Source organism: Pseudomonas sp. MWU13-2862, assembly GCF_023242495.1.
GTDB classification, from domain to species: domain Bacteria; phylum Pseudomonadota; class Gammaproteobacteria; order Pseudomonadales; family Pseudomonadaceae; genus Aquipseudomonas; species Aquipseudomonas gingeri_D.
Genome location: NZ_JALMEZ010000006.1, coordinates 186,146 through 211,295, shown reverse-complemented (window position 1 = coordinate 211,295; position 25,150 = coordinate 186,146). Strand labels below are relative to the sequence as shown.

The 25,150-nt window shown below is 61.4% G+C and carries 17 protein-coding genes and 1 tRNA gene; 6 read left to right on the top strand and 12 right to left on the bottom strand.

Translation table 11 applies throughout. The features are described 5' to 3' along the window. Positions 1-11 precede the first annotated feature (11 nt). Positions 12-2,543 (top strand): sulfite reductase flavoprotein subunit alpha, encoded by a 2,532-nt coding sequence (locus M5C56_RS13345; RefSeq protein WP_103494708.1) that lies wholly within the window; start codon positions 12-14, stop codon positions 2,541-2,543. 299 nt (positions 2,544-2,842) lie between these two features. Here the strand turns inward: M5C56_RS13345 and M5C56_RS13340 are convergent, their stop codons facing one another. Genes M5C56_RS13340 through ptsP form a run of 3 tightly spaced genes read right to left on the bottom strand, consistent with a single transcriptional unit; the run spans position 2,843 to position 8,411 of the window. Next, positions 2,843-4,597, bottom strand: a complete 1,755-nt coding sequence (locus M5C56_RS13340; RefSeq protein WP_103494707.1) for a PTS fructose-like transporter subunit IIB — start codon at positions 4,595-4,597, stop codon at positions 2,843-2,845. Positions 4,598-4,608: 11 nt separating this feature from the next. Beyond that, entirely contained in the window at positions 4,609-5,550 is a 942-nt protein-coding gene (gene pfkB, locus M5C56_RS13335) for a 1-phosphofructokinase (protein ID WP_103494706.1), read from the bottom strand. Next, the gene (gene ptsP / locus M5C56_RS13330; protein ID WP_103494705.1) at positions 5,550-8,411 is read right to left on the bottom strand and encodes a phosphoenolpyruvate--protein phosphotransferase; all 2,862 of its coding nucleotides are present in this window, start codon (positions 8,409-8,411) and stop codon (positions 5,550-5,552) included. Before ptsP ends, pfkB begins: the two co-directional genes overlap by 1 nt. Before the next feature lie 403 nt (positions 8,412-8,814). Between ptsP and cra the strand changes: the two genes are divergently transcribed. Beyond that, on the top strand, positions 8,815-9,810 hold the full coding sequence (cra, locus tag M5C56_RS13325) for a catabolite repressor/activator (protein ID WP_103494704.1): 996 nt from the start codon (positions 8,815-8,817) through the stop codon (positions 9,808-9,810). 2 nt (positions 9,811-9,812) lie between these two features. Next, positions 9,813-10,604, top strand: a complete 792-nt coding sequence (locus tag M5C56_RS13320; protein ID WP_103494703.1) for a TatD family hydrolase — start codon at positions 9,813-9,815, stop codon at positions 10,602-10,604. 18 nt (positions 10,605-10,622) lie between these two features. Here the strand turns inward: M5C56_RS13320 and M5C56_RS13315 are convergent, their stop codons facing one another. The 4 genes from M5C56_RS13315 to M5C56_RS13300 form a co-directional block, all read right to left on the bottom strand. Then, a complete protein-coding gene (locus M5C56_RS13315) occupies positions 10,623-12,653 on the bottom strand; it encodes a methyl-accepting chemotaxis protein (protein ID WP_103494702.1) in 2,031 nt (676 codons plus the stop codon). Between the two features lie 283 nt (positions 12,654-12,936). Next, positions 12,937-13,773 carry a regulatory signaling modulator protein AmpE gene (gene ampE, locus M5C56_RS13310; protein ID WP_103494701.1) on the bottom strand — a complete coding sequence of 279 codons (837 nt, stop codon included), beginning with the start codon at positions 13,771-13,773 and terminating at the stop codon, positions 12,937-12,939. Further along, positions 13,770-14,333: a 1,6-anhydro-N-acetylmuramyl-L-alanine amidase AmpD gene (ampD, locus tag M5C56_RS13305; protein ID WP_103494700.1), complete on the bottom strand. Its 564-nt coding sequence runs from the start codon at positions 14,331-14,333 to the stop codon at positions 13,770-13,772. Before ampD ends, ampE begins: the two co-directional genes overlap by 4 nt. Before the next feature lie 129 nt (positions 14,334-14,462). Further along, a complete protein-coding gene (locus tag M5C56_RS13300) occupies positions 14,463-16,670 on the bottom strand; it encodes a DUF1631 domain-containing protein (RefSeq protein ID WP_103494699.1) in 2,208 nt (735 codons plus the stop codon). Positions 16,671-17,039: 369 nt separating this feature from the next. On the opposite strand from M5C56_RS13300, the gene nadC reads away from it, so the two are divergent. Further along, the gene (gene nadC / locus M5C56_RS13295; RefSeq protein ID WP_103494698.1) at positions 17,040-17,888 is read left to right on the top strand and encodes a carboxylating nicotinate-nucleotide diphosphorylase; all 849 of its coding nucleotides are present in this window, start codon (positions 17,040-17,042) and stop codon (positions 17,886-17,888) included. 8 nt (positions 17,889-17,896) lie between these two features. Here nadC and M5C56_RS13290 read toward each other — a convergent pair whose 3' ends face one another. From M5C56_RS13290 to M5C56_RS13270, 5 genes are all read right to left on the bottom strand, one after another. After that, on the bottom strand, positions 17,897-18,394 hold the full coding sequence (locus M5C56_RS13290) for a methylated-DNA--[protein]-cysteine S-methyltransferase (protein WP_103494697.1): 498 nt from the start codon (positions 18,392-18,394) through the stop codon (positions 17,897-17,899). Beyond that, positions 18,391-19,887 (bottom strand): DNA-3-methyladenine glycosylase 2, encoded by a 1,497-nt coding sequence (locus M5C56_RS13285; RefSeq protein ID WP_103494696.1) that lies wholly within the window; start codon positions 19,885-19,887, stop codon positions 18,391-18,393. The genes M5C56_RS13290 and M5C56_RS13285 overlap by 4 nt, the downstream gene beginning before the upstream one ends. 58 nt (positions 19,888-19,945) lie before the next feature. Further along, a tRNA-Thr gene (locus M5C56_RS13280) sits at positions 19,946-20,021 on the bottom strand. A 39-nt stretch (positions 20,022-20,060) separates the two neighbouring features. After that, on the bottom strand, positions 20,061-21,425 hold the full coding sequence (locus M5C56_RS13275; protein ID WP_247263166.1) for an O-antigen ligase family protein: 1,365 nt from the start codon (positions 21,423-21,425) through the stop codon (positions 20,061-20,063). Between the two features lie 143 nt (positions 21,426-21,568). Continuing rightward, positions 21,569-22,000, bottom strand: coding sequence for a prepilin-type N-terminal cleavage/methylation domain-containing protein (locus M5C56_RS13270; protein ID WP_103494695.1), 432 nt, complete (start codon positions 21,998-22,000; stop codon positions 21,569-21,571). A gap of 224 nt (positions 22,001-22,224) precedes the next feature. On the opposite strand from M5C56_RS13270, the gene pilB reads away from it, so the two are divergent. Together pilB and M5C56_RS13260 are read left to right on the top strand one after the other, a co-directional pair. Next, positions 22,225-23,925, top strand: a complete 1,701-nt coding sequence (gene pilB / locus M5C56_RS13265) for a type IV-A pilus assembly ATPase PilB (RefSeq protein ID WP_103494694.1) — start codon at positions 22,225-22,227, stop codon at positions 23,923-23,925. Positions 23,926-23,928: 3 nt separating this feature from the next. Beyond that, on the top strand, positions 23,929-25,149 hold the full coding sequence (locus M5C56_RS13260; protein WP_103494693.1) for a type II secretion system F family protein: 1,221 nt from the start codon (positions 23,929-23,931) through the stop codon (positions 25,147-25,149). The last annotated feature ends 1 nt before the right edge of the window (position 25,150 follow it).

Here is a 25,150-nt window from a genome sequence, read left to right as displayed (position 1 = left end):
AGGCGGTCGCCGTGTTGAAGAAAACACTGTTCCAATTGCACTGGCTGTTCGGCATTACTGCCGGGCTGGTGCTGGCTTTCATGGGCATTACCGGAGCCACGGTGTCGTTCCAGGACGAACTGCTAGGCCTGCTCAACCCCGACGTCCTGCAACTCGAAGTACCGGAGCACGCTGAAGCCCTGCCCCCCGCCGAACTGGTGCGCAGGCTCGAAGCCCGCGAAGGCAAGACCGTCGCCATGCTCTGGGTTTCCCCCCATGGCGACAACGCCGCGCGGGTCGCCTTCACACCTGCGCCCGGTGAACGCCGTGGGCAGATGCGCTATTTCGACCCCTACACCGGCGAGTACCAGGGTGAGGCGCAAGGCCAGGACTTCTTCGCCCTGGTATTGCAACTGCACCGCTTTCTCGCCCTGGGCGATACCGGCCGGCAGATCACCGGCGCGTGCACCCTGATGCTGCTGTTCTTCTGCCTCTCCGGGCTCTATCTGCGCTGGCCGCGCCAGGCCCTGAACTGGCGGGTCTGGCTGACCCTCGACCGGGCGAAAAAAGGTCGCGCCTTCAACTGGAACCTGCACGCGGTCGCCGGCACCTGGTGCCTGCTGCTCTACCTGCTGTCGGCGCTGACCGGCCTGTTCTGGTCCTACGAGTGGTACAGCGACGGGCTGAACAAACTGCTGGCCGACTCACCGATCCAGCATCGCGGCGGTGGGCAGCGCAAACCGGCACCCGGCGGCCCGGCGCCGAGCGCCGACTACGACGCGATCTGGGCCAGTATCCAGCGGGCCACGGGCCCCGACCTCAGCGCCTACAACATCCGCATGCCGGCGGTGGCCGGGCAACCGGCGACGGTCTACTACCTGCTCAAGGATTCGCCCCATGAGCGGGCCCTCAACCAGATCAACCTGGACCCGGCCACGGGTGTGATCAGCGACCAGTTGCGCTACGCCGACCAAAGCCTCAAGGCGCAGTTGCTGACCAGCCTCTACGCGCTGCACACCGGCAGCTACTTCGGGATTACCGGGCGAATCCTGCTGACCCTGTCGAGCCTGACCATGCCACTGTTCTTCGTCACCGGCTGGCTGCTGTACCTCGATCGGCGACGCAAGAAACGCCAGGTCAAGCAAGCCCGCCTGGAACTGGAGCCACAAGACGGCGAGACGTCCGCCTGGCTGATCGGTTTTGCCAGCCAGAGCGGTTTCGCCGAACAGATGGCCTGGCAGAGTGCCGGTCAGTTGCAGGCCGCCGGCGTGCCGGTGCGGGTCAGCCCGCTGGCCGACATCAATGAGCGGGACCTGCGCGAGTCGCAGCATGCGCTGTTTGTCGTCAGCACCTTCGGCGACGGCGAGGCACCGGACAGTGCGCGCGGTTTCGAACGCAAGGTACTCGGCCAGCCGCTGTCCCTCGGCACCCTGAACTATTCGGTACTGGCCCTGGGCGACCGGCAGTACCAACACTTCTGCGGTTTCGCCCGACGCCTGCATCGGTGGCTGGAAGCCCGTGGCGGCAATACCCTGTTCGCCCCGGTCGAAGTCGACAACGGCGATCCCTACGCCCTGCGCTATTGGCAACAGCAACTCAACCAACTGACCGGCGGCACGCCTCCGGTGGCCTGGCAGGCACCGGGTTTCGCCAACTGGACCTTGCGCCAGCGCGACCTGCTCAACCCGGGCAGCGCCGGTTCCGCCGTCTACCTGCTGGGCCTGACGGCCGAGACGGCGACCCCATGGCAAGCCGGTGACCTGGTGGAAATCCTCCCACGCCAGAGTGCCCTGGCAGTGGAACGCTTCCTCGCCGGACTCGGACTTGACGCCGACACTCCGGTACAACTCGACGGTTTGCAGGAAAGCCTCGCCCAGGCCCTGGGAGCACGCCAGTTGCCGGAGAACCGGGCTCATCTGGTCGGCCTGCATGCCCAGGCCCTGGTGGATGCGCTGATACCGTTGAGCCCGCGCGAATACTCCATCGCCTCCATTGAAAGCGATGGGCAACTGGAGTTGATCGTGCGCCAGGAGCGCCACGCCGATGGCAGCCTGGGCCTGGGTTCCGGGTGGTTGACCGAGCATGCGGCGCCGGGCGCCGGTATCAGCCTGCGGCTGCGGCGCAACAGTGGTTTCCATTTGCCGACGGCGCCGTGCCCGTTGATTCTGCTGGGCAACGGTACGGGCCTGGCGGGCTTGCGCAGCTTGCTCAAGGCGCGCATTGCCGATGGCCAGCGGGACAACTGGTTGTTGTTCGGCGAGCGCAATATCGCCCATGACTTCCACTGCGGGGAAGAACTGAAAGGCTGGCTGGCCAGCGGTGACCTGGCGCGCCTGGACCTGGCGTTTTCCCGTGACCAGGCAGAAAAGATCTATGTCCAGGATCGCCTGCGCGCAGCGGCGGATGAACTGCGCCAATGGCTGGCGAACGGTGCGGCGATCTATATCTGCGGCAGCTTGCAGGGGATGGCGACGGGGGTCGATCAGGTGCTGCTGGAGTTGCTCGGGGCCGAGGCCGTCGAGCAATTGATCGAGCAAGGGCGTTATCGGCGGGATGTGTACTGAGGCCCACTCGACGCCCCGGCTTGCCAGCGGTGAGGCCCTTGAGCCTCGCATCGTCAGATGCCGACGCTTTCGCGGGCGAGCCCAGCTCCTACAGTTTTGTGTCGTACACAAGGTCAGTGAACGACGACGTACTGTAGGAGCTGGGCTTGCCCGCGAAGAGGCCCTTGAGCCTTGCGCAGCTTATACGAACGCCATCGCCAGCAATCGTACGCAAGGTTTGCGCTCGGCCACATACTGCAGGAGCCGGCTTGCTGATGATCGCGGTGCAACTACCGCCGCGGATCTGAGGCCGAATGCAATCAAGCCCGCACCGGCTCCACCGCCAACTCGACGACTTCCGGCCGCTTGAGCACGGCATAGGCCAGCGCCGTCAGCAGGCTACCGGCGACAATCGCCAGCAGGTACAGCAATGTATGGTTGATCGCATTCGGGATCAGCATCACGAACAAACCGCCGTGGGGCGCCATCAGCTTGCAGCCGAAATACATCGACAAGGCCCCGGTCAGCGCACCACCGGCAATGCTTGCCGGAATCACCCGCAACGGGTCCTTGGCGGCAAACGGAATCGCCCCCTCGGAGATAAAGCACAGCCCCAGCACAAACGCCGCCTTGCCCGCCTCGCGCTCGCTCTGGGCAAACTTGTGCCGCGCAATCAGCGTGGCAATCCCCAGGCCGATCGGCGGCACCATGCCCGCCGCCATGGTCGCCGCCATCGGTGCATAACTCTGCGACGCCAGCAGCCCGACCGAGAATGCATAGGCCGCCTTGTTGATCGGTCCACCCAAGTCGACGCACATCATCCCGCCCAGCAACACCCCGAGCAGAATCGCGTTGGTGGTGCCCATGCTGTCGAGGAAATGGGTCAGCCCTTCGAGCATCCCCGCCACTGGTTTGCCCACCACGTAGATCATCACCAGACCGGTGAACAGGCTCGCCAGCAACGGAATGATCAGGATCGGCTTCAACGCCTCAAGACTGCTGGGCAGCCGCGCATAACGATTGATCGCCTTGGCGCTGTAGCCGGCAAGAAAACCGGCAACGATGCCGCCGATAAAACCCGCGCCCAGGGTGCTCGCCAACAGGCCGCCGATCATCCCCGGGGCCAAGCCCGGACGGTCGGCAATCGAATAGGCGATATAGCCGGCCAGCAACGGCACCATCAACTTGAACGCGCTCTCACCGCCGATCTGCATCAAGGCCGCCGCCAGCGTGCCGGGCTCCTTGAAGGCGGTGATGCCGAAGACGAACGACAAGGCGATCATCAGACCGCCCGCCACCACCATCGGCAACATGAACGAGACACCCGTCAGCAGGTGTTTGTAGACGCCGGTCTTTTCCTGCTTGGCCGGAGCACCGCCGCTGCCCGTCGCGACCTGTTCCGGCTGACCTTCGGCCAGGGCCTTGTCGAGGGTCGCGTCCGGCTGCTTCAAGGCGATGCCGGTACCGCAACGGTAGATTTTCTTGCCGGCGAAACGCTCGGTGGCGACTTCGATATCCGCCGCCAGCAACACCACATCGGCCTCGGCAATCGCCGCCGCGCTCAGCGGGTTGCGGGCGCCGACGGAACCCTGGGTTTCCACCTGCAACTCATAGCCCAGGCGCTTGGCCGACTGCTGCAAGGCTTCGGCGGCCATAAAGGTGTGGGCCACGCCGGTCGGGCAGGCGGTCACCGCCACCAGGCGCGGGGCGCGCTTGGGCGCCGCAACCGGTTCGGCCGCGACCGCAGGGGCGACCTTGGGCGCGACAAACACCTGGGCCTCTTCGGCACCGCGACGCAACACCGCCTCGACATCCTGCAACGCCTGGGCCGGAGTGCTTTGAAACACCCGCTTGCCGACAAACCGCGACATCTCCACCGGCACGCTGCTGACCAGCAGGACCCATTCGGCGGCATCGACCGTGGCCGCCGACAATTGGCGCTCCGGGTGCTGGCTGTCGTGGACTTCGACGCTGGTGCTCCAACCCTGGCGCTGGGCCGCCGCATCGAGCAGGCGGGCGCAGAGCACACTGGTGACCATGCCGTTCGGGCAGGCGGTAACAATGGCTAATTTCATCACTATCCCTCTTATTGTTCTGTCAGGGCGTGCACGCGGACGCCGCTTTCAAGCTGCGCCAACTGCGCCCGGTCGCTAATGCCGAAACCGATCTGGGTCACCGCCTGGGCGGCAATCGCGGTGGCGGTGCGCAGGGTCTGTTCGGCGGAGTGACCGCTGAGCAACCCGTGCAGCATGCCGGCCAGCAACGAGTCGCCGGCCCCCACCGTGCTGGCGACTTTTACCTTCGGCGGCAGGGCCTGCAAAGCCGGCGCGCCGGAAAACCAGTTCACCCCTTCGGCACCGTGGGAAATCACCACGTGCTCGATTCCCTGGGCTTGCAGTCGCGCGGCGGTTTCGGCCTGGCTTTGCAACGAGTTCACGGGAATCTGCAAGGCCTCGGCCAGTTCCTCGCCATTGGGCTTGATCAACCAGGGCGTCGCCGCGAGACCGGCGCGCAACGCCGCGCCGCTGGTGTCCAGGGCGACCTTCAGGCCGAGGCCTTTCAAGCGCAACAGCAGCGCCTGCAACCACTCGGGGCTCACCCCTTGCGGCAGGCTGCCGGCGACCACCACGGCGTCGTGCCCCGGGGCGATCAGGTCGAGTTTATCCAGCAAGGCTTGCCGCGCCTGTTCGTTGACCAAAGGACCGGGACCATTGAGATCGGTGATCCGCCCGTCATGCTCGGCCAGCTTGATATTGCTGCGGGTTTCCCCCGGTACCCGGACAAAGGCATCGACAAAACCGCGCCGCGCCATCAGGGCCTCGAACGCTTGCGGATTGCTGTCGCCGAGAAAGCCGCCCACGGTCAGTTGATGGCCCAGGTCCGCCAGCACCTGGGCGACATTCAGCCCTTTGCCGGCGGCATGGGTCTGCATCGCTTCGCTGCGGTTGACCTGGCCGGGCTCCAGCCGTGCCAACTGCACGGTCAGGTCCAGCGCCGGGTTCAGGGTCAGGGTCAGAATCCGCGCCATTACAAAGCCTCCACCAGGGCACGGACTTCATCGCCGCTGCCCACCGCCAGGGCGGCCTGGGCCAGCGCTTGGGCCTGGGGCAGGCTCAGTTCGCGGACCCGCGCCTTCACTTCGGGAATACTCCGTGCCGAAACGCTCAGCTCATCCACACCCAGCCCTACCAGCACCGGCACCGCCAAAGGATCAGCCGCCAGCTCGCCGCACACGCCGACCCATTTGCCATGGGCATGGGCCGCGCGCACGGTGATATCGATCAGTTGCAGCACGGCCGGGTGCAGGCCATCGGCCTGGGCCGAGAGCGTCGGGTGGCCACGGTCGATGGCCAGGGTGTACTGGGTCAGGTCGTTGGTGCCGACACTGAAGAAGTCCACTTCCTTGGCCAGCACCGGCGCCAGCAACGCCGCCGACGGCACCTCGATCATGATCCCCAGTTGCAGGTCGGCCACCGGGATTTCCAGCCGCAGACGTTCGGTCATCTCCCGCGCCTGGCGCCACTCGGAGACGCTGCCGACCATCGGGAACATGATCCGCAACGGACGGTTGTCGGCGGCCCGCAGCAAGGCACGCAACTGCCCTTCCATGATCTGCGGGCGTTGCAGGGTCAGGCGAATACCGCGCACACCGAGGAAGGGGTTTTCCTCCTTGGCGATCGGCCAGTACGGCAGCGGTTTGTCGCCGCCCACATCGAGGGTCCGCACCACTAGCGGCCGACCCGCCAGGCCATCGAGCACGCGACGGTATTCAGCTTCCTGGGTCGCCTCGTCCGGCGCCTGCTGATGGGCCATGAAAATCAGTTCGGTGCGCAACAGGCCGATGCCTTCGGCGCCCTGCTCCACAGCGCTGGCGACGCCGGCGCTTTCGCCGATATTGGCGAACACCTCGACCGCGTGACCATCGCGGGTCAGCGCCAGTTCGTGGCGTTGCTCCGAGGCCAGGCGCAGGCGTTGCTCGCGGGTGTCACGTTCCTGCAAGGCACGCTGCAGGGTCGCCTCATCCGGCGAGACATGCAGGCGGCCGCGCTGCCCGTCGATCAGCAACGGCGTACCGGGCGCCAGCAGCAGCACCGCCGCGCCGGCACCAACCAGGGCGGGGATGCCCAGGGCCCGGGCCACGATCGCGCTGTGGGCCGTGGCCCCGCCGCGGGCCGTGAGAATCCCGGCAACCCGTGCCGGGTCCAATCGCGCCACATCCGAAGGACCGACCTCATCCATCAGCAGCACATAAGGCTGGTCGGGCTCGGCCAGGGTCTCGACGCCACAGAGTTGCGCCAGCACACGCCGGCCGACATCCCGCAGATCCGCCGCGCGTTCGGCCAGCAAGGCATCCTGCAACGTCTCCTGCTGACGGGCCGCCGCCTCGATCACGGCCATCCAGCCGGCCTCGGCGCTTTCGCCCTGCTTGAGGCGGGCTTCGACGTCGTCGCTGAGTTCCGGGTCGTCGAGCATTTCCTGATGGGTAATGAAGATTTCCCGGATGGCCTTGGCCTTGCTGCGCTGGATCAGCCCTTCAATGTCCGCGCGCACCAGGTCCAGGGCCTGTTGCAGGCGCTGACGCTCAACCAGCGCGGACTCGCCACGCAACGGGTAATCGAACTGCGCCAGCACCTGGACATGGGCCGGGCCGATGGCGATGCCCGGTGCGGCGGCGATGGCCTGGAGTTGGCTGCCGGCGCTCGGCGCCACCAGGGGCACGAGTACTTCTTCCGGCACCGGGCTCGCGACACTGATCGCCGGCAAGGGCTCGACTTCCTCGCCGAGGCCTTCTTCCACTGCTGCCAGAAGCGCCGGCAAGGCATCGGCGGCAATGCTCGGCTCAGCGATAAATTCCAGCACCTGGGCACGCCGTGCGCCCAGGCTGAGCAACTTGCTCAGGCTTTTCACCGACACGGCACTGCCCGTGCCGTCGACGATGCGCACCCGGATATCACCTTCGAAATGCTTCGCCAGTTGCGCCAGGACTTTCGCCGGCCGGGCGTGCAAACCATGGGCATTGGCCAGGGCAATCCGCGCGCTCGGCCAATCGGCCGGCAGCTCACCACCGAGGACTTCGAGCACCGCACGGCTGCTGGTGGCGCGCCCCAGTTCCTGGCCACGGCCTTCGATCAACAGCGCACACAGGCGCTCGAGCAGAGCCTGGTGCGCTTCGCCGAGGCTGGCCAGGCAGAACAGGCCGCTCAGGGGCTGACCGAGGTAGCGGATCGGCTTGTTCGGGGTCACGAAAGCCAGGCCCGGACGCTTGACCGTCTGCTCGCTGTGCAGCCACCAGAGGCCATCGCCCAGGGGCAGGGCTTCGACCTGCTGCAACACGGCGGCAAAACCATTGCTGACGCAATCGGCCTGGCGCAGCAGGCGCGCACCGCGCCAAACCAGCTCTTCGAAATCGTCCGCGGCCACGCCCAGGCCGATCATCTGTGCATCCAGCGCCAGCTCCTGGGGCGCGCCCTGCAACAGCTTGAGCAGCGCTTCAGCGGAACTGGCACGACGCAGGGCCTGGCCCAGATCGGTTTCGCCGAGGGCCCGGGTCAGCAGTTGCAGCAGGCGCAAGTGCTCGTCGGAGCGTGCGGCGATACCGATGGCCAGATAGACGATCTGACCGTCGCCCCAGTCCACACCGTCGGGAAATTGCAGCAGGCGCACACCGGTGGCGAACACCTGGTCGCGGGTTTCCGGCGTGCCATGGGGAATCGCAATACCTTGACCGAGAAAGGTCGAGCCCTGGGCTTCACGCGCCTGCAAACCCGCCAGGTACCCCTCGGCCACCAGGCCGTCGGCCACCAGTCTGTTCGCGAGCAGTTGCAGGGCCGCAGACTTGTCCACGGCCGACTGGCCCATGGAAATCTGCTCTACGGTGAGCTCGAGCATGCCTTTCTCCTATTCAGCGTCATAGGGACGCTAGGTATTGTTTTGAATGAATCAGCTTAGGCGGGTGGCCCGAACAATGTGCAACGGTCTTCTGGCAGGACCATGACACGGGCCGAATGCCGCAAAAATACGCTTGCTGAAACGTTTAATCTAGAGTGTTGGTCACGTTACTCGATTATTGTTCGGTGTTGAAGCCCCAGGGCGTCTTGAAAAACCGCTGGACCATGGCGGGCTGTCGAAGCGTTTGACGGCCCAAAGGCTGCAACATGCGGGTTGTATACAGCCCGATATCTGAAGCTCCGTCGTCTTTTGACAACTGGACGACGAAGGTCGGCTGCCGGAATAGGATACGATCAGCGAAAATGCAGACCTGAACGCTGCAGCAAAATAAGGAACTCCCCGCTTGAAACTCAGTGATATCGCCCAACTGGCCGGTGTGTCCGTCACCACCGCCAGCTACGTGATCAACGGCAAGGCCGCGCAGCAGCGTATCAGCATCAGCACCGTGGAACGGGTGCGGGCGGTGGTCGAGCAACATGGCTTCACGCCCAACCCCCAGGCTGCCGGGCTGCGCAGTCGCAAGACGCGGACCCTGGGTTTCATTCTGCCGGACCTGGAAAACCCCAGTTACGCACGCATCGCCAAGCTGCTGGAGCAAGGCGCCCGCGCCCATGGCTATCAGTTGCTGATCGCCAGTTCCGACGACGCCCCCGACAGCGAGCGGCAACTGCTGCAACTGTTCCGCGCGCGGCGCTGCGATGCCCTGTTCGTCGCCAGTTGCCTGCCCGCCGCCGACGACAGCTATCGCGAGTTGCAGGCCCTGGGGACACCGGTGATTGCCATCGACCGGGAAATGGAACCGGCACACTTCTGCTCGGTGGTCAGCGACGACCGTCGGGCCAGCCTGCAACTGACCCGCAGCCTGCTGCAGCCGTTGCCACGGCATATCGCCCTGATCGGCGCCCGTGCCGAGTTGAGCATCAGCCGCCAGCGCGCCGCCGGATTCGAGGAAGCCTTGAAGGGCTTCAAGGGCGAGGTGCTGATCGAGCATGGCGAGGCCTTCAGCCGCGAGTGCGGGCGCCAGTTGATGGAAGGCCTGATCAAACGCCTGGGCCATCTGCCGGATGCCCTGATCACCACCTCCTATGTCCTGCTGCAAGGCGTGTTCGATGCCCTGCATGATCAGCCGCTCCAGGCGCAGCCGCTGCGCCTGGGCACCTTCGGCGACACCCAGTTGCTGGACTTCCTGCCGTTGCCGGTCAACGCCATGGCCCAACAACATCAGCTGATCGCCGAAAAAGCCCTGGAACTGGCCCTGGCCGCCATCGAGGACAAGAACTACCAGCCGGGCGTCCAGGCCATCGCCCGGACCTTCAAGCAGCGAATCCACGGGGTCTGAAAGTGGAGCTGATCGACACCCATACCCATCTCGACTTTGCCGATTTCGATAACGATCGCGACGAAGTCCTTGAGCGCAGCCGCGCCCTGGGTGTGGGGCGGATGGTGGTGTTGGGGGTTTATCAGAAAAACTGGCAGCGGGTCTGGGACCTGGTGCAAAGCGACTCGCGGTTGCACGCGGCGTTCGGCTTGCACCCGGTGTATCTGGATGAGCACCGCCCGGCCGATCTCAACGAACTGGGCGACTGGCTGACGCGTTGTGCCGGTCATCCGCAGTTGTGCGCGGTGGGCGAGTTCGGCCTGGATTATTTTTTGCCGCAGTTGGATCGTGAACGCCAACAAGCGCTGTTCGAAGCCCAACTGAAACTGGCGGTGGACTTCGCCCTGCCCGCGCTGCTGCATGTGCGCAGAAGCCACGCGGCGACCATTGCCACTCTCAAGCGTTTTCGCCCGGCACGCGGCGGCATCATCCACGCCTTTGCCGGCAGTCGCGAGGAAGCCCGGGAATACCTCAAGCTGGGATTCAAGTTGGGGCTGGGCGGTGCCGGCACCTGGCCGCAGGCCTTGCGCCTGAGCAAGGTCATCGCCGATCTGCCGCTGGACAGCGTGGTACTGGAGACCGATTCACCGGATATGGCGCCGGTGATGTTCGCCGGCCAGCGCAACAGCCCCGAGCATTTGCCGGCGATTTGTGCCGCGCTGGCCGGGCTGATGAGTGTGAACCCGAAGACGCTGGCGAGCGCCAGCACGGCCAATGCCTGTGCGCTGTTCAATTGGCCTGCAGCAACAGCGTGAGCGCCGGCAAGCCTCGCCTCAGACCCTGAACGCACCAATCAATTGCTTGAGTTCCACCACCTGTACCGAGAGCAGGCGGCTGGCACTTTCGGTCTGATGCGCGCCCTCCGCCGTACGCTCACCCGCGCGGTTGATCTCGACGATGTTCTGGTCGATATCGTGGGCCACGGCGGTTTGCTGTTCCACGGCGGCCGCGATCTGCTGGTTCTGGTCGACGATCATGCCCACCGCGCCGAGTATGTTTTCCAAAGCCTGCTGGACCTTTTCCGACTGGCTGACCGTACTGTTCGCCATCCCATGGCTGATGCCCATGGCCTTCACCGCCGCCCCCACGCCGCCATGGAGCCGGCTGATCATCTGCTCGATTTCCCCCGTCGACTGCTGGGTGCGCTTGGCCAGGGTCCGGACCTCGTCGGCCACCACCGCAAAGCCCCGCCCCTGCTCACCGGCCCGGGCCGCCTCGATGGCTGCGTTGAGGGCCAACAGGTTGGTCTGCTCGGCGATGCTCTTGATCACTTCCAGCACCCGGCTGATGGACTGGCTATCGGTGGCCAGTTGATTGATCACCTGCACCGACTGATCGATCTCGCCGGCCAACTGCACAATGCTGTTCTGTTGCGACTCGACCAGACCGCGGCCGCTGAGGGTTTCGCCATTCACGCTGTGGGCGCTGCTCACCGCCGCCGCCGCGCTGCGGGCCACCTCCTGGGCGGTGGCCGACATCTGATTCATGGCCGTCGCCACCTGTTCGATCTGGCTGCGCTGACCGGCCACCGCCAGGTTACTGCGAGCCGATACCGACTCGACCTGTCCGGCCTGGCGCTCGACCTCACTGACGGTCTGCCCGACCCGCTCGATCAGGTCATGGATCTTCGCCACGGTGCCATTGAAGACGCCGCCCAGTTCACCCAGTTCATCGCGGCTATGGGCGACGAAATTGACCGTCATGTCCCCGGCCGCGACCTTGTTCATCATTTCCCCCAGACGCCGCAAGGTGGTCCGGGTCGAAGCGTAGAAACCGCCATACAGATAGACGATGGAGAAAAACACCGCCGCCAGCGCGACCACCAGTGACAGCATATGCAGGCGATTTTGCCCCAGGCGCTGTTCAAGCTCCTGGCCGAGATAGGCCAGGGTCGCGTCATTGAGCTGGTAGGTTTGCGCCATCAGGGCGCTGACCTGATCGTAGAAAGCCGGCCAGGGCGCATCTAGGGTTTCGGCCATGACCACCTGCTCTTCGAACAGCTCGCTGCCTTTTTTCAACGACGCCTTGCTGGCGGCGGCCTGAGAGTCCAGGGCGGCATGGGCATTTTTACTGCCGCCCAGGGCATCCTGGAGTTTCAGGGCGTATTCGGCCTGCAACTTCTCGATCTGCTGCAACAGCTCGTCGAAGCGCGTGCTCGACGCCGAATTGAGAAAGCCCTGGCCCAGGGAATAAGCGCCCATGGAGCGGCCTTCGCCCAAGGTCTGGGTCACTTGCGGCGTGACACTGGTCACCAGTTCGCTCAACTGTCGCAGATCGCTTTGGTTATCACGGCTGAGCCCCGATTGACTGGCAATGATCTGGCTGAAAATCTGCGCCTTGGCCAACAGTTTGGCGATCAGTGCGCTTTTGCTTTGCAAGGAAGTTTCGGCCTGCTGGGCCTTGAAGGCGCTGATCATTTCATCGCGCTTGGCGTTGAAGGCGTCGGTCTGTTCCGGGTCGATCGTCACCGGTGCCAGGCCTTGCAGGCGGGCGAGCACGTTTTGTTCAAGGGCGTGGATCTTGCCTTCCAGGTCCCCCGCCTTGCCGGATTGCCCGAGGACCGCGTCGATCTGCACCTGGTTGTTCAGGGTTTCCAGGTCGCGCCGCAGGCTGAGGCTGCTGCCCAGCAGGGCGAGGCTTTGCAGCTCGATCTGGGTGCCGGAGAATTCGCGGTAGGAATCGTGCACCAGGTAGAAGTTGGTCACCAGCATCGGCACGAAGAACAGCACACTGATCAAACTGAACTTCTTCCCGAAGCTCAAGCGGTTCATCAGGGCGACGGCGGGATATAGCAAGCGCTTCACTGGAATGCTCCCTTTCGTATTATTTTTATAGAGGCAGGCACGGCAAGGCATAAAGCCAGTATCCGCAGCTACTGCTTGTATAACTTAATTTGAAAGGGTGTTTTGTAACTTAAGGTTAATGGCCATTGCCTGACGGTCTGACGACTGCATTGCTTTTGAAAACACCACAGACCTGTAGGAGCAGGGCTTGCCCGCGAAGGGGCCCTTGAGACCGCCAAAAGCTTCGCTGGCAAGCCAGGCTCCTACAGGTCCGCTGTGTTTGTGAGGGCCGTGTCCCCTCGAATCAGATCAGTACGGTCCACAGGGCAAACCCGGCATACCAGAGCACCGCCGCCCGTAGCAGCAGCTCCCACAGGCTGTCCAGGCTGGTGACGCCATCGGCGCCAACCACCGGCGCGGGGATTTCCCCGGCGACACGCCCCACCTTCTCCACCAGTTGCCGCGCCGTGATGTCCCAGTTGAGCAACTCATGCAGCATCACCCGGCTGACCCCGACGAAGTTGCCCACCAGCGCCAGGCTGGCCGCCAGCAAGCGCACCGGCAACCAGTCGAAGGCGTGCCGCAGCAAGGTCGCACGCTCCACCAGCGCCGGGTCCTGGCCACGTTCCGCCGCCAGCGCCAGCAGCCGATAACTCAGCGCCGCCACCGGACCCAGGAGGAAATACCAGAAAATCACCACAAAGAAACTCTGGTAGGCCTGCCACAACAGGTAGCCCTGGACCTGCTCCAGCAACTGTTCATCGCTGTCGGCGCACACATCCAGGTCACGCTTGGCCACATGCACCGCCGCCTGCACATCACCGCGCCGCCAGGCATCGCGAAACGGCCCGAGGGCCGCCAGCAGATCCCCACGGCCGAGGCTGTAAATCACCACCAGCAAATGCACCGGCAAGGCCAACAAACCATAGGCCAGCGGTTGCAGCGCCATCAACAGCAGACCGAGCACGACCACCGGCAACAGCACCAGCAGGATCAGTACCAGCCAGGGGTGCCCGGCGGTTCGCGGAGCGGCTTCCAGCCGGGCCAGCTCCCGCAGCCAGGCGCCGTCACGTTGGACCCGTTGGCGCAAGGCCGAGAACTTTTCGATCCAGACCGCCAGCAGCAACACCAGAAAACTCATTGTGACTCTCCTTTTTCCAGCACGGCGGCACGAAAGCGCGCCCAGTCAAACGCTGGTCCCGGATCGGTCTTGCGGCCCGGGGCGATATCGCTATGGCCGCAAATCCGTTGCGGGGTAATGGCCGGGTAAGCGGCCCGTAGCTGACGGGTCAAAGCAATCAACGCAGCGTACTGCGCCTCGGTGAAAGGCAGCTCATCGGTGCCCTCCAACTCGATACCCAGGGAAAAATCGTTACAGGTTTCCCGCCCCTCGAAAGACGAGACGCCGGCATGCCAGGCGCGCTCCAGACAAGAGACAAACTGAGTGACTATACCGTCACGCTCAATCAGAAAATGCGCAGACACGCGCAGGTCGGCGATGCCTTCAAAGTAGGCGTGTTCCGTGACATCCAGGCGATTCTGGAAGAACTCCTGCACCTTGCCCGTGGCGAACTGCCCCGGTGGCAGGCTGATGTTGTGGATCACCAGCAGGGAGATTTCTTCGGCTGGACGCTGGTTGAAGTTGGGCGAAGGACAGTGACGCACGTCCTGGCACCAACCGCTGGCGGGATCCAACTGCATACCGATTCCTTCGAAGACAAACACGACAGGCTCAGTATGCCGCGATAGGCACGTGGATGGGTCAGCAATCCGCGCTTATCGAAGAAATTTTCTTGAGCAATGCCCGACGCCAGGACAAGCGAGGCGCACTCAGCGCTTCTTCATCCGCCGCAGATTGCCGATGACCGAGGCCAGCGCCCGGTCGAACAACAAGGCGTCGTCGAGCAGGCGGACCGCGCCACGGCGAAACTCCACGGCCAGGGCCTGGGCCGTTCGCTCCAGCACTTTCATGCCGGTACGATTGACGAAGATGTACTTGCCGCCCGGCTCGATAATCGCCGTCAGCTTGCAGCGCAGGCTGTTCTCCTCGTCCTCGCGGATTTCCACCCACTGGCCGACGCGCAATTGCCGGATCCAGAGCAGCGCGGCGTCATCGGCCGGCAACTCGAAGGCCACGTCTTCGACCTGGGGCTCGTGGGGGGCACTGAGGACAATCTCCTCCACCACCTCGACCATCGCCGGGGCCTGGGCGCTCGCCACGGGTTCGGCATTCTTCCTGGCAAGCTGCTGGAGTACCTGCACATGCAGGCCTTCCAACTGGCTGAAAAACTCACTGGTGGCGAAGGGATCGAACGCGGCGCTGGTCAAGCCGTCGCGCAGGGACTTGAGCAACCCAGGGACCAGCTCCAGCAGCTTGAGCCGAGCATCCACCGGGTCCTGGGGTTCGACACTCCAGATCAAATCGTCCAGGGTCTGCAAGCCGGCCTGCCATTCGGCGGACGCTTCGCCCTGCTTGAGCCAGGTCAGCAACAACACCTTGCTCCAGGCCTCCTGGAGCAAACGCACCACCACTTCGGGCAAGGTCCGCCCCAATAACCGCTCGTTCAAGACTTCCTGAACCCGCTGACGCGCCTGCTCGGCCTTGGCCCGGCCTTCTTCGGCATCCCGGGTACGCTGTTCGAGCAATTCGCTACGGCGGCGTTCGTCGCTGGTAAAGGCGAGGAACTCCACCAGCAACTCGGCAAAGATCGCCGGATCGTCAACGAAATCATTCAACAGCCGCTGCACGATCTGCTCGATACGCACATACAGGGCATCACGGTGATAGTCGTCACGGGAACCCCAGCCCAGGGCGGCGGAGGCGATTTCATTCAACAGGCGGCGGGCCGGATGACTGCCGCGACTGAAGAAGCTCTTGTCCAGCACCGCCACTTTCAACATCGGGATCTGCAAGCGGCCGATCAACGCCTTCAGCGAATCCGGCAGGACCCGGTCATCGAGGATAAATTCGAAGAGCATGGCGATCAGGTTGATCACGTCTTCGTCCATGCCCCCGACCACCCGGGACTTGCCGCTTTTCACGCTGACCCGGGTCAACAGCTGTTCCAGCTGGTTGCGCAGGTCGAAGTCTTCCGCCGAGCTGGGCTCCGGCACATATTGCTGCAGATGCGAGAGCAGGCGCAGCAGATCGTTGGTGGAAATCGGCTGGACCTCGGAGCCGGCCTCAAGCTTGGGCGCGACGCTGCCACGCACATGCAGCAGCAGCTCCTGCAAGGCGGCGAACACTTCCTGCACGCTTTCATCCAGGGGCTTGGCGCTGGCGGCCGGCGCCTGATGGCCGCGGGTGCTGGCCGCCGCGCGATCGCTGGCGCGTCGTGCCGGGGCGGCCTTGAGCTCCGGCAACACACCGGTGGCGATCAGCAGCTGATTGGCTTCGGCATACAACTGGTCGGCGTCGCTGAGGACATATTTCTCGAACAGCTTGAGGATGATCAGCTTGACCTTGATCTCCACCCCGAGGTTGCGCCCGGCCTCGAGGAAATACTCACAGAGCATCGCCGGGCCCATGGGGTTGCTCGCGTCATCGACACGTCGGGTAATCAAGGCATTGAAGCGGGTGCTGAGTTGCCCCAGGGCAAAGCTGTCGCGGCTGAGGACCTTGGCGACCATGGCATCGAGGGCCACGGTGCGTTCGAGCTCATCGTTGGGCACGAGCGCCAGGGCTTCGTAGGACACCACCGAAGACAGTGTCGGCTCACTGATGTCGTACTGGCCAAGGCGGTCAAAGGCTTCGAAAAAGCGCTCGAGAAAACCACGCTCGATACTCTTGCGCTTGAGGCGCAGGTCGCGCATGGCTTCGAAAAAAGTGTTCTGGTCGACGTTGTTCTGGGCCTTGTCGGCCATTTCGAACAGGGTGTCGTCGGCATTATCGAAGAGCACCTGCAAGCCTTGCTTGAGCTGCAAGGCCGCCTTGTCACGGACCTGGACCAAAACCACGGGCAAACGGGCAAGCGGCGACGGCGTCGCTTGATCGTCGGCGGCCTTGTGCAAAGGCACGACCTTCCCGTCATTGTGCATCAAAGCCTCCTGCCGCAGCGGTTCTGTCAGTTCGGGTGAAAGATCGGTGTCTGCGGGGAGTGGGCAACAGGCTCACGACCGCTTCTCGGCGAACACCTCAGGCGCTCACCGGCTATCGATAATCGGGGAATCAGAGAGACGTCAAAGCTATGACGTCAATTACAAGGCAGATTATCTTGTAAAAGATGTCACTTTTACTAGTTCTCGGCAATTCCTTTTCAGATCGATATGAAAATAGACCGCCGATCGGGCAAAACGCTCACGGCAAGCGACCAAAGGCAAGGTCCGGGCGGCCAGTCTCGGCCACGCGCCTTGGGTTGGGCGGCGCCCTGCCCCTATAATCAAGATACTTTGTTTGTGGAGTCCGTTATGCCGAATCTACGCCTCGCCGACCTGACCGCCGAAATCGAAGCCAACGTGCGCCGTGCGTTGCTCGAAGACATCGGCAGTGGCGACATCACCGCCCAGTTGATCCCTGCCGAGCGCCTGGCCAAGGCCACCATCATTACCCGCGACGCGGCGACCATCGCCGGTACGGCCTGGGTCGATGCGGTGTTTCGCCAGCTCGACCCAAGGGTGGCCGTGCATTGGCAGGTACGCGACGGCGAACGGGTGCAGCCGAACCAGCCGCTGTTCCATCTGGAAGGCCCGGCGCGTTCGTTGCTCAGCGGCGAACGTTGCGCCCTGAATTTCCTCCAGTTGCTGTCCGGGGTCGCGACCCATGCTCGTTATTACGCCGACCAGGTCGCCGATACCGCGGTCAAGCTGCTGGATACCCGCAAGACCTTGCCGGGTTTGCGCCTGGCGCAGAAGTACGCGGTGACCTGTGGCGGCTGTCATAACCATCGGATTGGCTTGTACGACGCGTTCCTGATCAAGGAAAACCATATCGCCGCGTGCGGCGGGATCGCCCAGGCGATCAGCGCGGCGCACAAGATCGCCCCGGGTAAGCCGGTGGAGATCGAGGTGGAAAGTCTTTCCGAGCTCAAGGAAGCGCTGGCGGCGGGGGCGGATATCATCATGCTCGATGAGTTGAGCCTGGACGATATGCGCGAAGCGGTGCGCCTGAATGCCGGCAAGGCGAAGCTGGAAGCCAGCGGCGGGATCAATGAAAGCACCCTGCGGCCGATTGCCGAGACCGGCGTGGACTATATCTCCATTGGTGCGATGACCAAGGATGTGAAGGCGGTGGATCTGTCGATGCGTTTGAGTCTCTGAGAAGAGGCTCAACGCAACGAAAAGCGCCGCGACTCAAGCTCCAGCAACCATTGCTTGGCCGCCAGCCCGCCACCGAACCCGGTCAGGCTGCCGTTGCTGCCGATCACCCGATGACAAGGCACGATTACCGGCACCGGATTGCGCCCATTGGCCGCCCCGACTGCCCGTGACGCCTTGGGTCGATTGATCCGCTGGGAAATTTCGCCATAGCTGGTGGTCACGCCGTAAGGAATGGTCACCAGGGCTTGCCAGACATCTTTCTGGAAATCCGTGCCGAGCATATTGAGCTTCAGATCGAACTCGACGCGCTCACCGGCAAAGTACTCCTCCAACTGAATACGCACCTGTGCCAGTTTCTCCGGCGCATGTACCCAGCCGTCCAATGGCGTCTGCGGCCGATAGTCCAGCTCGAAGCGCAGCTCCCGCAGCCCGTCGTCGTCGGCCACCAGCATCATGGGCCCGATGGGCGAAGGGATGATGTCGTAGTAAATCGTGCTTGCTGTCATTTTTGACTCCTGCGTATCGATTCTGCCTCACTCGCCCCGCGCCACAGGTACATCACCGTATAGGCGCGCCACGGACGCCAGTCTTCGGCGAGCAGCTCCAGTGCCTTGGTACTCAAGGGCGGAATATCCCTGACCACTTCGCGACGCAGGATCAGGTCCGCCGCCGGAAAGGCGTCGGGATGATTGAGCGCACGCATGGCGATGTAGTGCGCGGTCCACTCGCCAATACCCGGTAAGGCGACCCAGCTTTTGACGAAATCATTGAGACGTTGTTCTGTACGAAAACTCACCCGACCATCGAGCAAGGCCCGGGCGATACCTTGAATGGTGGCGGTGCGCGTCCTGATCACGCCGATTGAGCCCAGGTCCGCGTCGACCATCTGTTCTGGAGACGGAAACAAGCGATCCAGGCCTGGTGCCGGCGGTGCCTCAAGGACAGTGCCGAAGCGGGTCAGCAGTCGGGATGCCAGGGTACGTGCCGCCGCCACACTGACCTGCTGCCCCAACACTGCCCGCACCGAAATCTCGAAACCATCCCAGCCGCCTGGCAGCCGCTGACCGGGATAACGCTCAACCAGAGGCGCCAGCACCGGGCTCGCGCCCAGGGTAGCGGCGATGGCCTGGGGGTCGGCGTCCAGGTCGAACATCCGGCGAATCCGCGTGACCACCGGTAGCATCTGGCTGGGCGGGACATTGAACAGTTCGAGCTTCAAGGCATGACCTCCATCGGGCCAGGCGCTGATCTGCAGCCAACTGGGCGATTCGTGGCTGCCGAAGACTCGCCGATAGCCTTGCTCGTCGACCACTTCGATACCCGGCAAGGCGCGACTGGCGAGGAACGCCAATACAGCCTTGAAATCGTAGGGAGGTCGATAACCCAGGCGCAGGACCAACGCGTTGTTGGCATTGGCCAAGGGCTTGCGGCGAAAATCCCGGGGCGGTGCATGGTTGGCTTCGGCAAAGGCCGAGTTGAAGCGACGCAGACTCTGGAAGCCCGAGGCCAGCGCCACTTCGGTGATCGGCAGCGCGGTTTCGGTCAGCAGTTGCTTGGCGAACAACAGGCGCTGGGTGGCATGGACCGCGATGGGCGGAGCGCCAAGGTGTTTGACGAACAGGCGACGCAATTGCCGGGCGCCGACATCAAGTCGGGCAGCCAAGTCGTCGAGGGACTGTTCAGCAAGAAAACCTTCGTGGATCAGCTTCAGGCCACGGCCGACCAGATGCTCGCCATGCAGCCAGATCGTGTTGCCCGGCGCGAGTTCAGGGCGGCAACGCAGGCAGGGGCGGAAGCCCAAGGCCTCGGCGGCGGCGGCACTGGGGTAATACTGCACATTCTCGACCTTGGGCGGACGCGCCGGGCAGACGGGGCGGCAGTAGATCCGGGTGCTGAGGACCGCCGTGAAAAAGACCCCGTCGAAGCGCGCATCGCGGCTCAGGCGGGCCTTTTCGCAGATATCGGCCGAGGGGAATGAGGAAGCAATCGTCATGTTCATGGGCAGAGACTAGCACCGGTGATGGGGCTGTTCTCGCCATTTTCGGACGTGGATGATGTGGTGCCGGAGATAGGAATCGAACCTACGACCTTCGCGTTACGAGTGCGCTGCTCTACCGACTGAGCTACACCGGCGTGGCGCTAAAGCTAGCATCCGATTCCTGAGCGGGCAAGCTACTCGGGCTTGATCGCGATCACGCCCTGGGTCCAGAAGCGCGGCTGGAAATAGCCGCCGTATTGCTGCTGGTAGAGTTTGTTGCGCTCGTCCAGATGGGGAACGTCGCGGATCACTACATAGACCAGGAACAGCACGGCGGCAGTACTGATGCCCATCCACAACCAGTGGATAAAGGCGTTGGGCTTGGCCGGCTCGCCTTTCCACACATGCAGTGCCATCAGCCAGCCGACTACCAGCGACAGCCAGAGCTGGGAGTACGGCATGACGATCACCCCGTCGACCATGGATTGGGTCAGGGCGCCGATCAGGCTGGCGAACAAGCAGAGGCGAAGCAGGTCGGTCGGGTCGTCGGAGGTTGAGCGCTCGCGGATCAAGCGGAAGGTTGCCCACAAGCCGCGTCCTACCAGCCACATGACCAGCAAGGTGGAAGGGATGCCCCATTCGCTGGCCCATTGCAGGATGGCCTGATGCGGGTGGGCGGCGATGGGGTTGTGGATATCGGCGAAATGCATGGGACCGAAGCCAAGCCAGGGGCGTTCGCGGATCATGTCCCAGGCTTGTTGCCAAATAGGGCCTCGACCTGACAAGGAGGTGGTCAGGCGATCACTGGCGAAGTTGCTCACTTCTATGCCGAGGTAGCCGGTGAGAACACTGAACAACAGCCAGTAAAGTGTCACTCCAACCATAACAGCGGGAAGTTGCCAGGAAATCCATCGTCTACCAGAGTGACCGCAAATGAACAGCGCACAGGCAGCCACGCTCATACCAAGCCAGGTACCGCGAGTGCCACCAGTCACAGCGATCAGCCACCAGAAACTCAGGAGCGAGAATACACAGACTGCAGTGGGGCGGTTGGTGTTGGAGAACAAAAGCGGGAGGGCTAAAAGTGGCAGGGTGAAGGTCTGAAATTGGCCGTAGAAGCGTTTGTTAGAAAAGCCTGAAATAAATTGATCTGTGTTTAACACCGTCGCATCAATAATAATTGCATTTCCCACCAAAACGGCGAATTGCAAAATTTTTAGACCACAAAGCAGCACAACAAACAAACAAAGCCGTTTATCAGCATATTTACCTTCAATTTTACGCACCATGCAAAAAAAACATGCAACGACACAGAGCGCAACAAGCAACGAGAACTCGACAAAACTCCATACCACTTGATGAGAACACAACGAAGACCAAAAACCCAACAACAAAAACAAAAAATATAAAACCCTTAACTGAACATCACCACCAAACACCTTAGGCAACTGAAAAATAAAAAACAAATAATAAAAAAGCCAAGCAAGCAGAATAATTATTACCTGAGAGAACCGTTGAAAATCATGCCCACTGAATATTGCAAGAATTGAAACAGCCATCAGAATAAAAACCGAACAACCCGCTATCCTCAAAAAAACCTCACATGAAAACCAAAACGAATCAGCCAACCAAAAAAAACCGCCACAATTAGAAATTGTGGCGGCCACTATATACTTAAAAAATACTCTAACACACGCAAAAATCAGTTAGCCTGAACATAACCACTGGTTACACAAGCGCCGCTATACGTCCAAGTAAGACTTGCAGCACCAGCACCTGGCGCAGTTGGAGTAAGAGTGCAAGTATCACCTGTAACAATCCCTTTGTACGCATTTGGCGTAGCAACAATAGCTGCTGTTGACGCGGTAATTGTAATGGTATGCAAAGCATTCGTGCCAGCTGTAGGAAGAACCACCCCAACCTTAACGTCTGCATCACAACTAGCTATAGCCGAGGTTGTCGCATAACAAACCCCAATAGCAGTTTTTATCGGATCCATCGCCGCAATAACTTCAGAATAAGCAGCTTTTTTAATGTAGTTCTGATACGCCGGCAATGCAACCGCTGCCAAAATACCGATAATCGCAACAACGATCATCAGTTCAATCAATGTAAAGCCTTTTTGAGCTTTCATGAAACGTCTCCAAACGCAGGGATAAAATTGCTCTGCCAAACGCACAAGCACAAACCGCGCCAACTTATGATCTAGCATTCACAGCTAGATGCATGTGTGAGAAACATCATGCCTTCAACTCCAGAACAGCAAAATCTGACATTTTTTGTCACCACCCCACTCCACATTTGGCAGCACCGGCCGACTACGCTATAAGACACCCACTGTTTGTGTTTGGTGCTCAAATGAACGATATCGCCCTCTCCGGCCTGGCTAAGCAACTGGTTGCGGCCGAGCTGATTACTGACAAAAACGCTCAGCAGGCGTATCTGCAAGCCCAACGCAACCGAATCTCCCTGGTCAGCTATCTGGTCCAGAACAAACTGGTCAAAAGTCGGCAAGTGGCGGAAATCGCCTCCGAGCACTTTGGCGTCGCCCTGCTCGACCTGACCTGTCTCGACAAAGAAAGCCAGCCCAAAGGCCTCGTCAGTGAAAAGCTGATCCGCCAGCACCACGTTCTGCCGCTATGGAGACGAGGTAACAAGCTGTTTGTCGGTATCTCCGACCCAAGCAATCACCAAGCTATTACCGATATTCAGTTCAGCACTGGCCTCACCACTGAGGCCATTCTGGTTGAGGACGATAAGCTCGGCGACGCTATCGACAAGTTTTTCGACAGTAACTCCAGCGGCTTCGAGGAGATGGGAGACGTCGACCTCGAAGGGTTGGATATCGAATCGGTCGACGACAAGAAGCAGGAACAGATTGCCGGCCAGGACGCCGACGATGCTCCCGTGGTGCGCTTCGTTAACAAAATGCTGCTGGACGCCATCAAAGGAGGATCGTCAGACCTGCACTTTGAACCCTACGAAAAGATTTACCGCGTTCGGTTGCGTACCGATGGCATATTAAAAGAAGTGGCCCGACCACCGATCCATCTGGCAACCCGGATTGCTGCTCGACTGAAGGTCATGGCCAACTTGGATATTTCCGAGCGGCGCAAACCTCAGGACGGGCGCATCAAAATGCGCATCTCGAAGACCAAGGCCATCGATTTCCGGGTCAACACCCTGCCAACGTTATGGGGTGAGAAAATCGTAATGCGGATTCTCGACCCCTCCAGCGCACAAATGGGCATCGATGCACTGGGCTACGAACCGGATCAGAAAGAGCTCTATATGGCGGCGTTAAAGCAGCCGCAGGGGATGATCCTGGTTACCGGCCCGACCGGCTCGGGTAAAACAGTCTCGCTCTACACCGGCCTGAATATCCTCAATACCGTGGATATCAACATTTCCACCGCCGAAGACCCGGTGGAAATCAATATGGAAGGTATCAACCAGGTCAACGTCAACCCCAAGCAAGGGTTGGACTTTGCCCAGGCTCTTCGCTCCTTCCTGCGGCAAGACCCGGACGTGATCATGGTCGGTGAAATCCGCGACCTGGAAACCGCCGAGATCGCCATCAAGGCCGCCCAAACCGGTCATATGGTGCTCTCTACCCTGCACACCAACAGCGCCGCCGAAACCCTGACCCGCCTACAGAACATGGGCATCGCCGGTTTCAACATCGCGACCTCGGTGAACCTGATCATCGCCCAGCGCCTGGCCCGCAAGCTGTGCAGCCGCTGCAAGAAGGAGATCGACATCCCCGAAGAGGCCCTGCTCAAGGAAGGTTTCCCAGCAGAGCTCATCGGTACGTTCAAAATTTATGAGCCGGTCGGCTGCGAGCAGTGCAACGGTGGTTATAAAGGTCGTGTCGGCATCTATGAGGTGGTGAAAAACACTCCGGCCCTGCAACACTTGATCATGGCCGAGGGCAACTCATTGGAAATCGCTGCGCAAATGCGTAAAGACGGCTTCAATGACCTGCGTACTTCGGGGCTGAAAAAAGCCATGCAAGGTGTCACCAGCCTGGAAGAAGTCAACCGAGTCACCAAGGATTAAACAATGGCAACCAAAACAGCAGTCAAGGTCAGCGTTTACTCTTGGGAGGGCACCGACAAAAGAGGTGCCAAGATGACCGGTGAACTGAGCGGTCACAACCCCGCACTGATCAAGGCACAGCTACGTAAACAAGGCATCAACCCCGGCAGGGTGCGTAGAAAGACTACCTCGATTTTCAGCAGGGGCAAACGCATCAAACCGCTGGATATTGCCCTGTTCACCCGCCAGATGGCAACCATGATGAAGGCCGGCGTACCGCTGCTGCAGTCCTTCGACATCATCGCCGAAGGTTTCGATAACCCGAACATGCGCAAGCTGGTGGATGACATCAAGCAGGAGGTCGCCGCCGGCAATAGCTTCGCCACTTCATTGCGCAAAAAACCTGAATATTTCGACGAGCTCTATTGCAACCTTGTGGATGCAGGTGAACAGGCGGGTGCCCTAGAAAGTCTGTTAGAGCGTGTAGCCACCTACAAAGAAAAAACAGAAGCACTGAAAGCTAAGATCAAAAAAGCCATGAACTACCCCATTGCTGTAGTCGTAGTAGCGATCATTGTTTCCGGGATTCTGTTGATCAAGGTTGTCCCTCAGTTCCAGAGCGTTTTCGCGAATTTCGGTGCCGAGCTGCCTGCCTTCACACTGATGGTGATCGGCATTTCAAAAATACTGCAGGAATGGTGGCTGATCTTTTTAGGGGCATTGATCGCAGCCATTTTTGGCTTCAAGCGCGCCTATAAAAACTCCGAACGTTTCCGTAACTGGCTTGATCGCGTCTTCTTGAAGCTCCCTATTATCGGTTCTCTTCTCTACAAATCCGCCGTCGCCCGCTACGCCCGCACCCTTTCCACAACCTTCGCGGCTGGCGTGCCACTGGTCGAAGCCCTCGACTCCGTAGCTGGTGCCACCGGCAATATCGTCTTCAAAAATGCCGTCAACCGCATCAAGCAAGACGTCTCCACCGGTATGCAGCTCAACTTCTCCATGCGCGCTACCGGTGTATTCCCAACCATGGCCATCCAGATGACTGCCATCGGCGAGGAGTCCGGTGCCCTGGACGATATGCTCGACAAAGTTGCGACCTACTATGAAGGTGAAGTCGATAATATGGTCGACGGCCTCACCAGCCTGATGGAACCTATCATCATGTCCGTACTTGGCGTACTCGTCGGCGGCCTGGTGATCGCCATGTACCTACCCATCTTCAAGCTTGGCCAAGTGGTTTAAC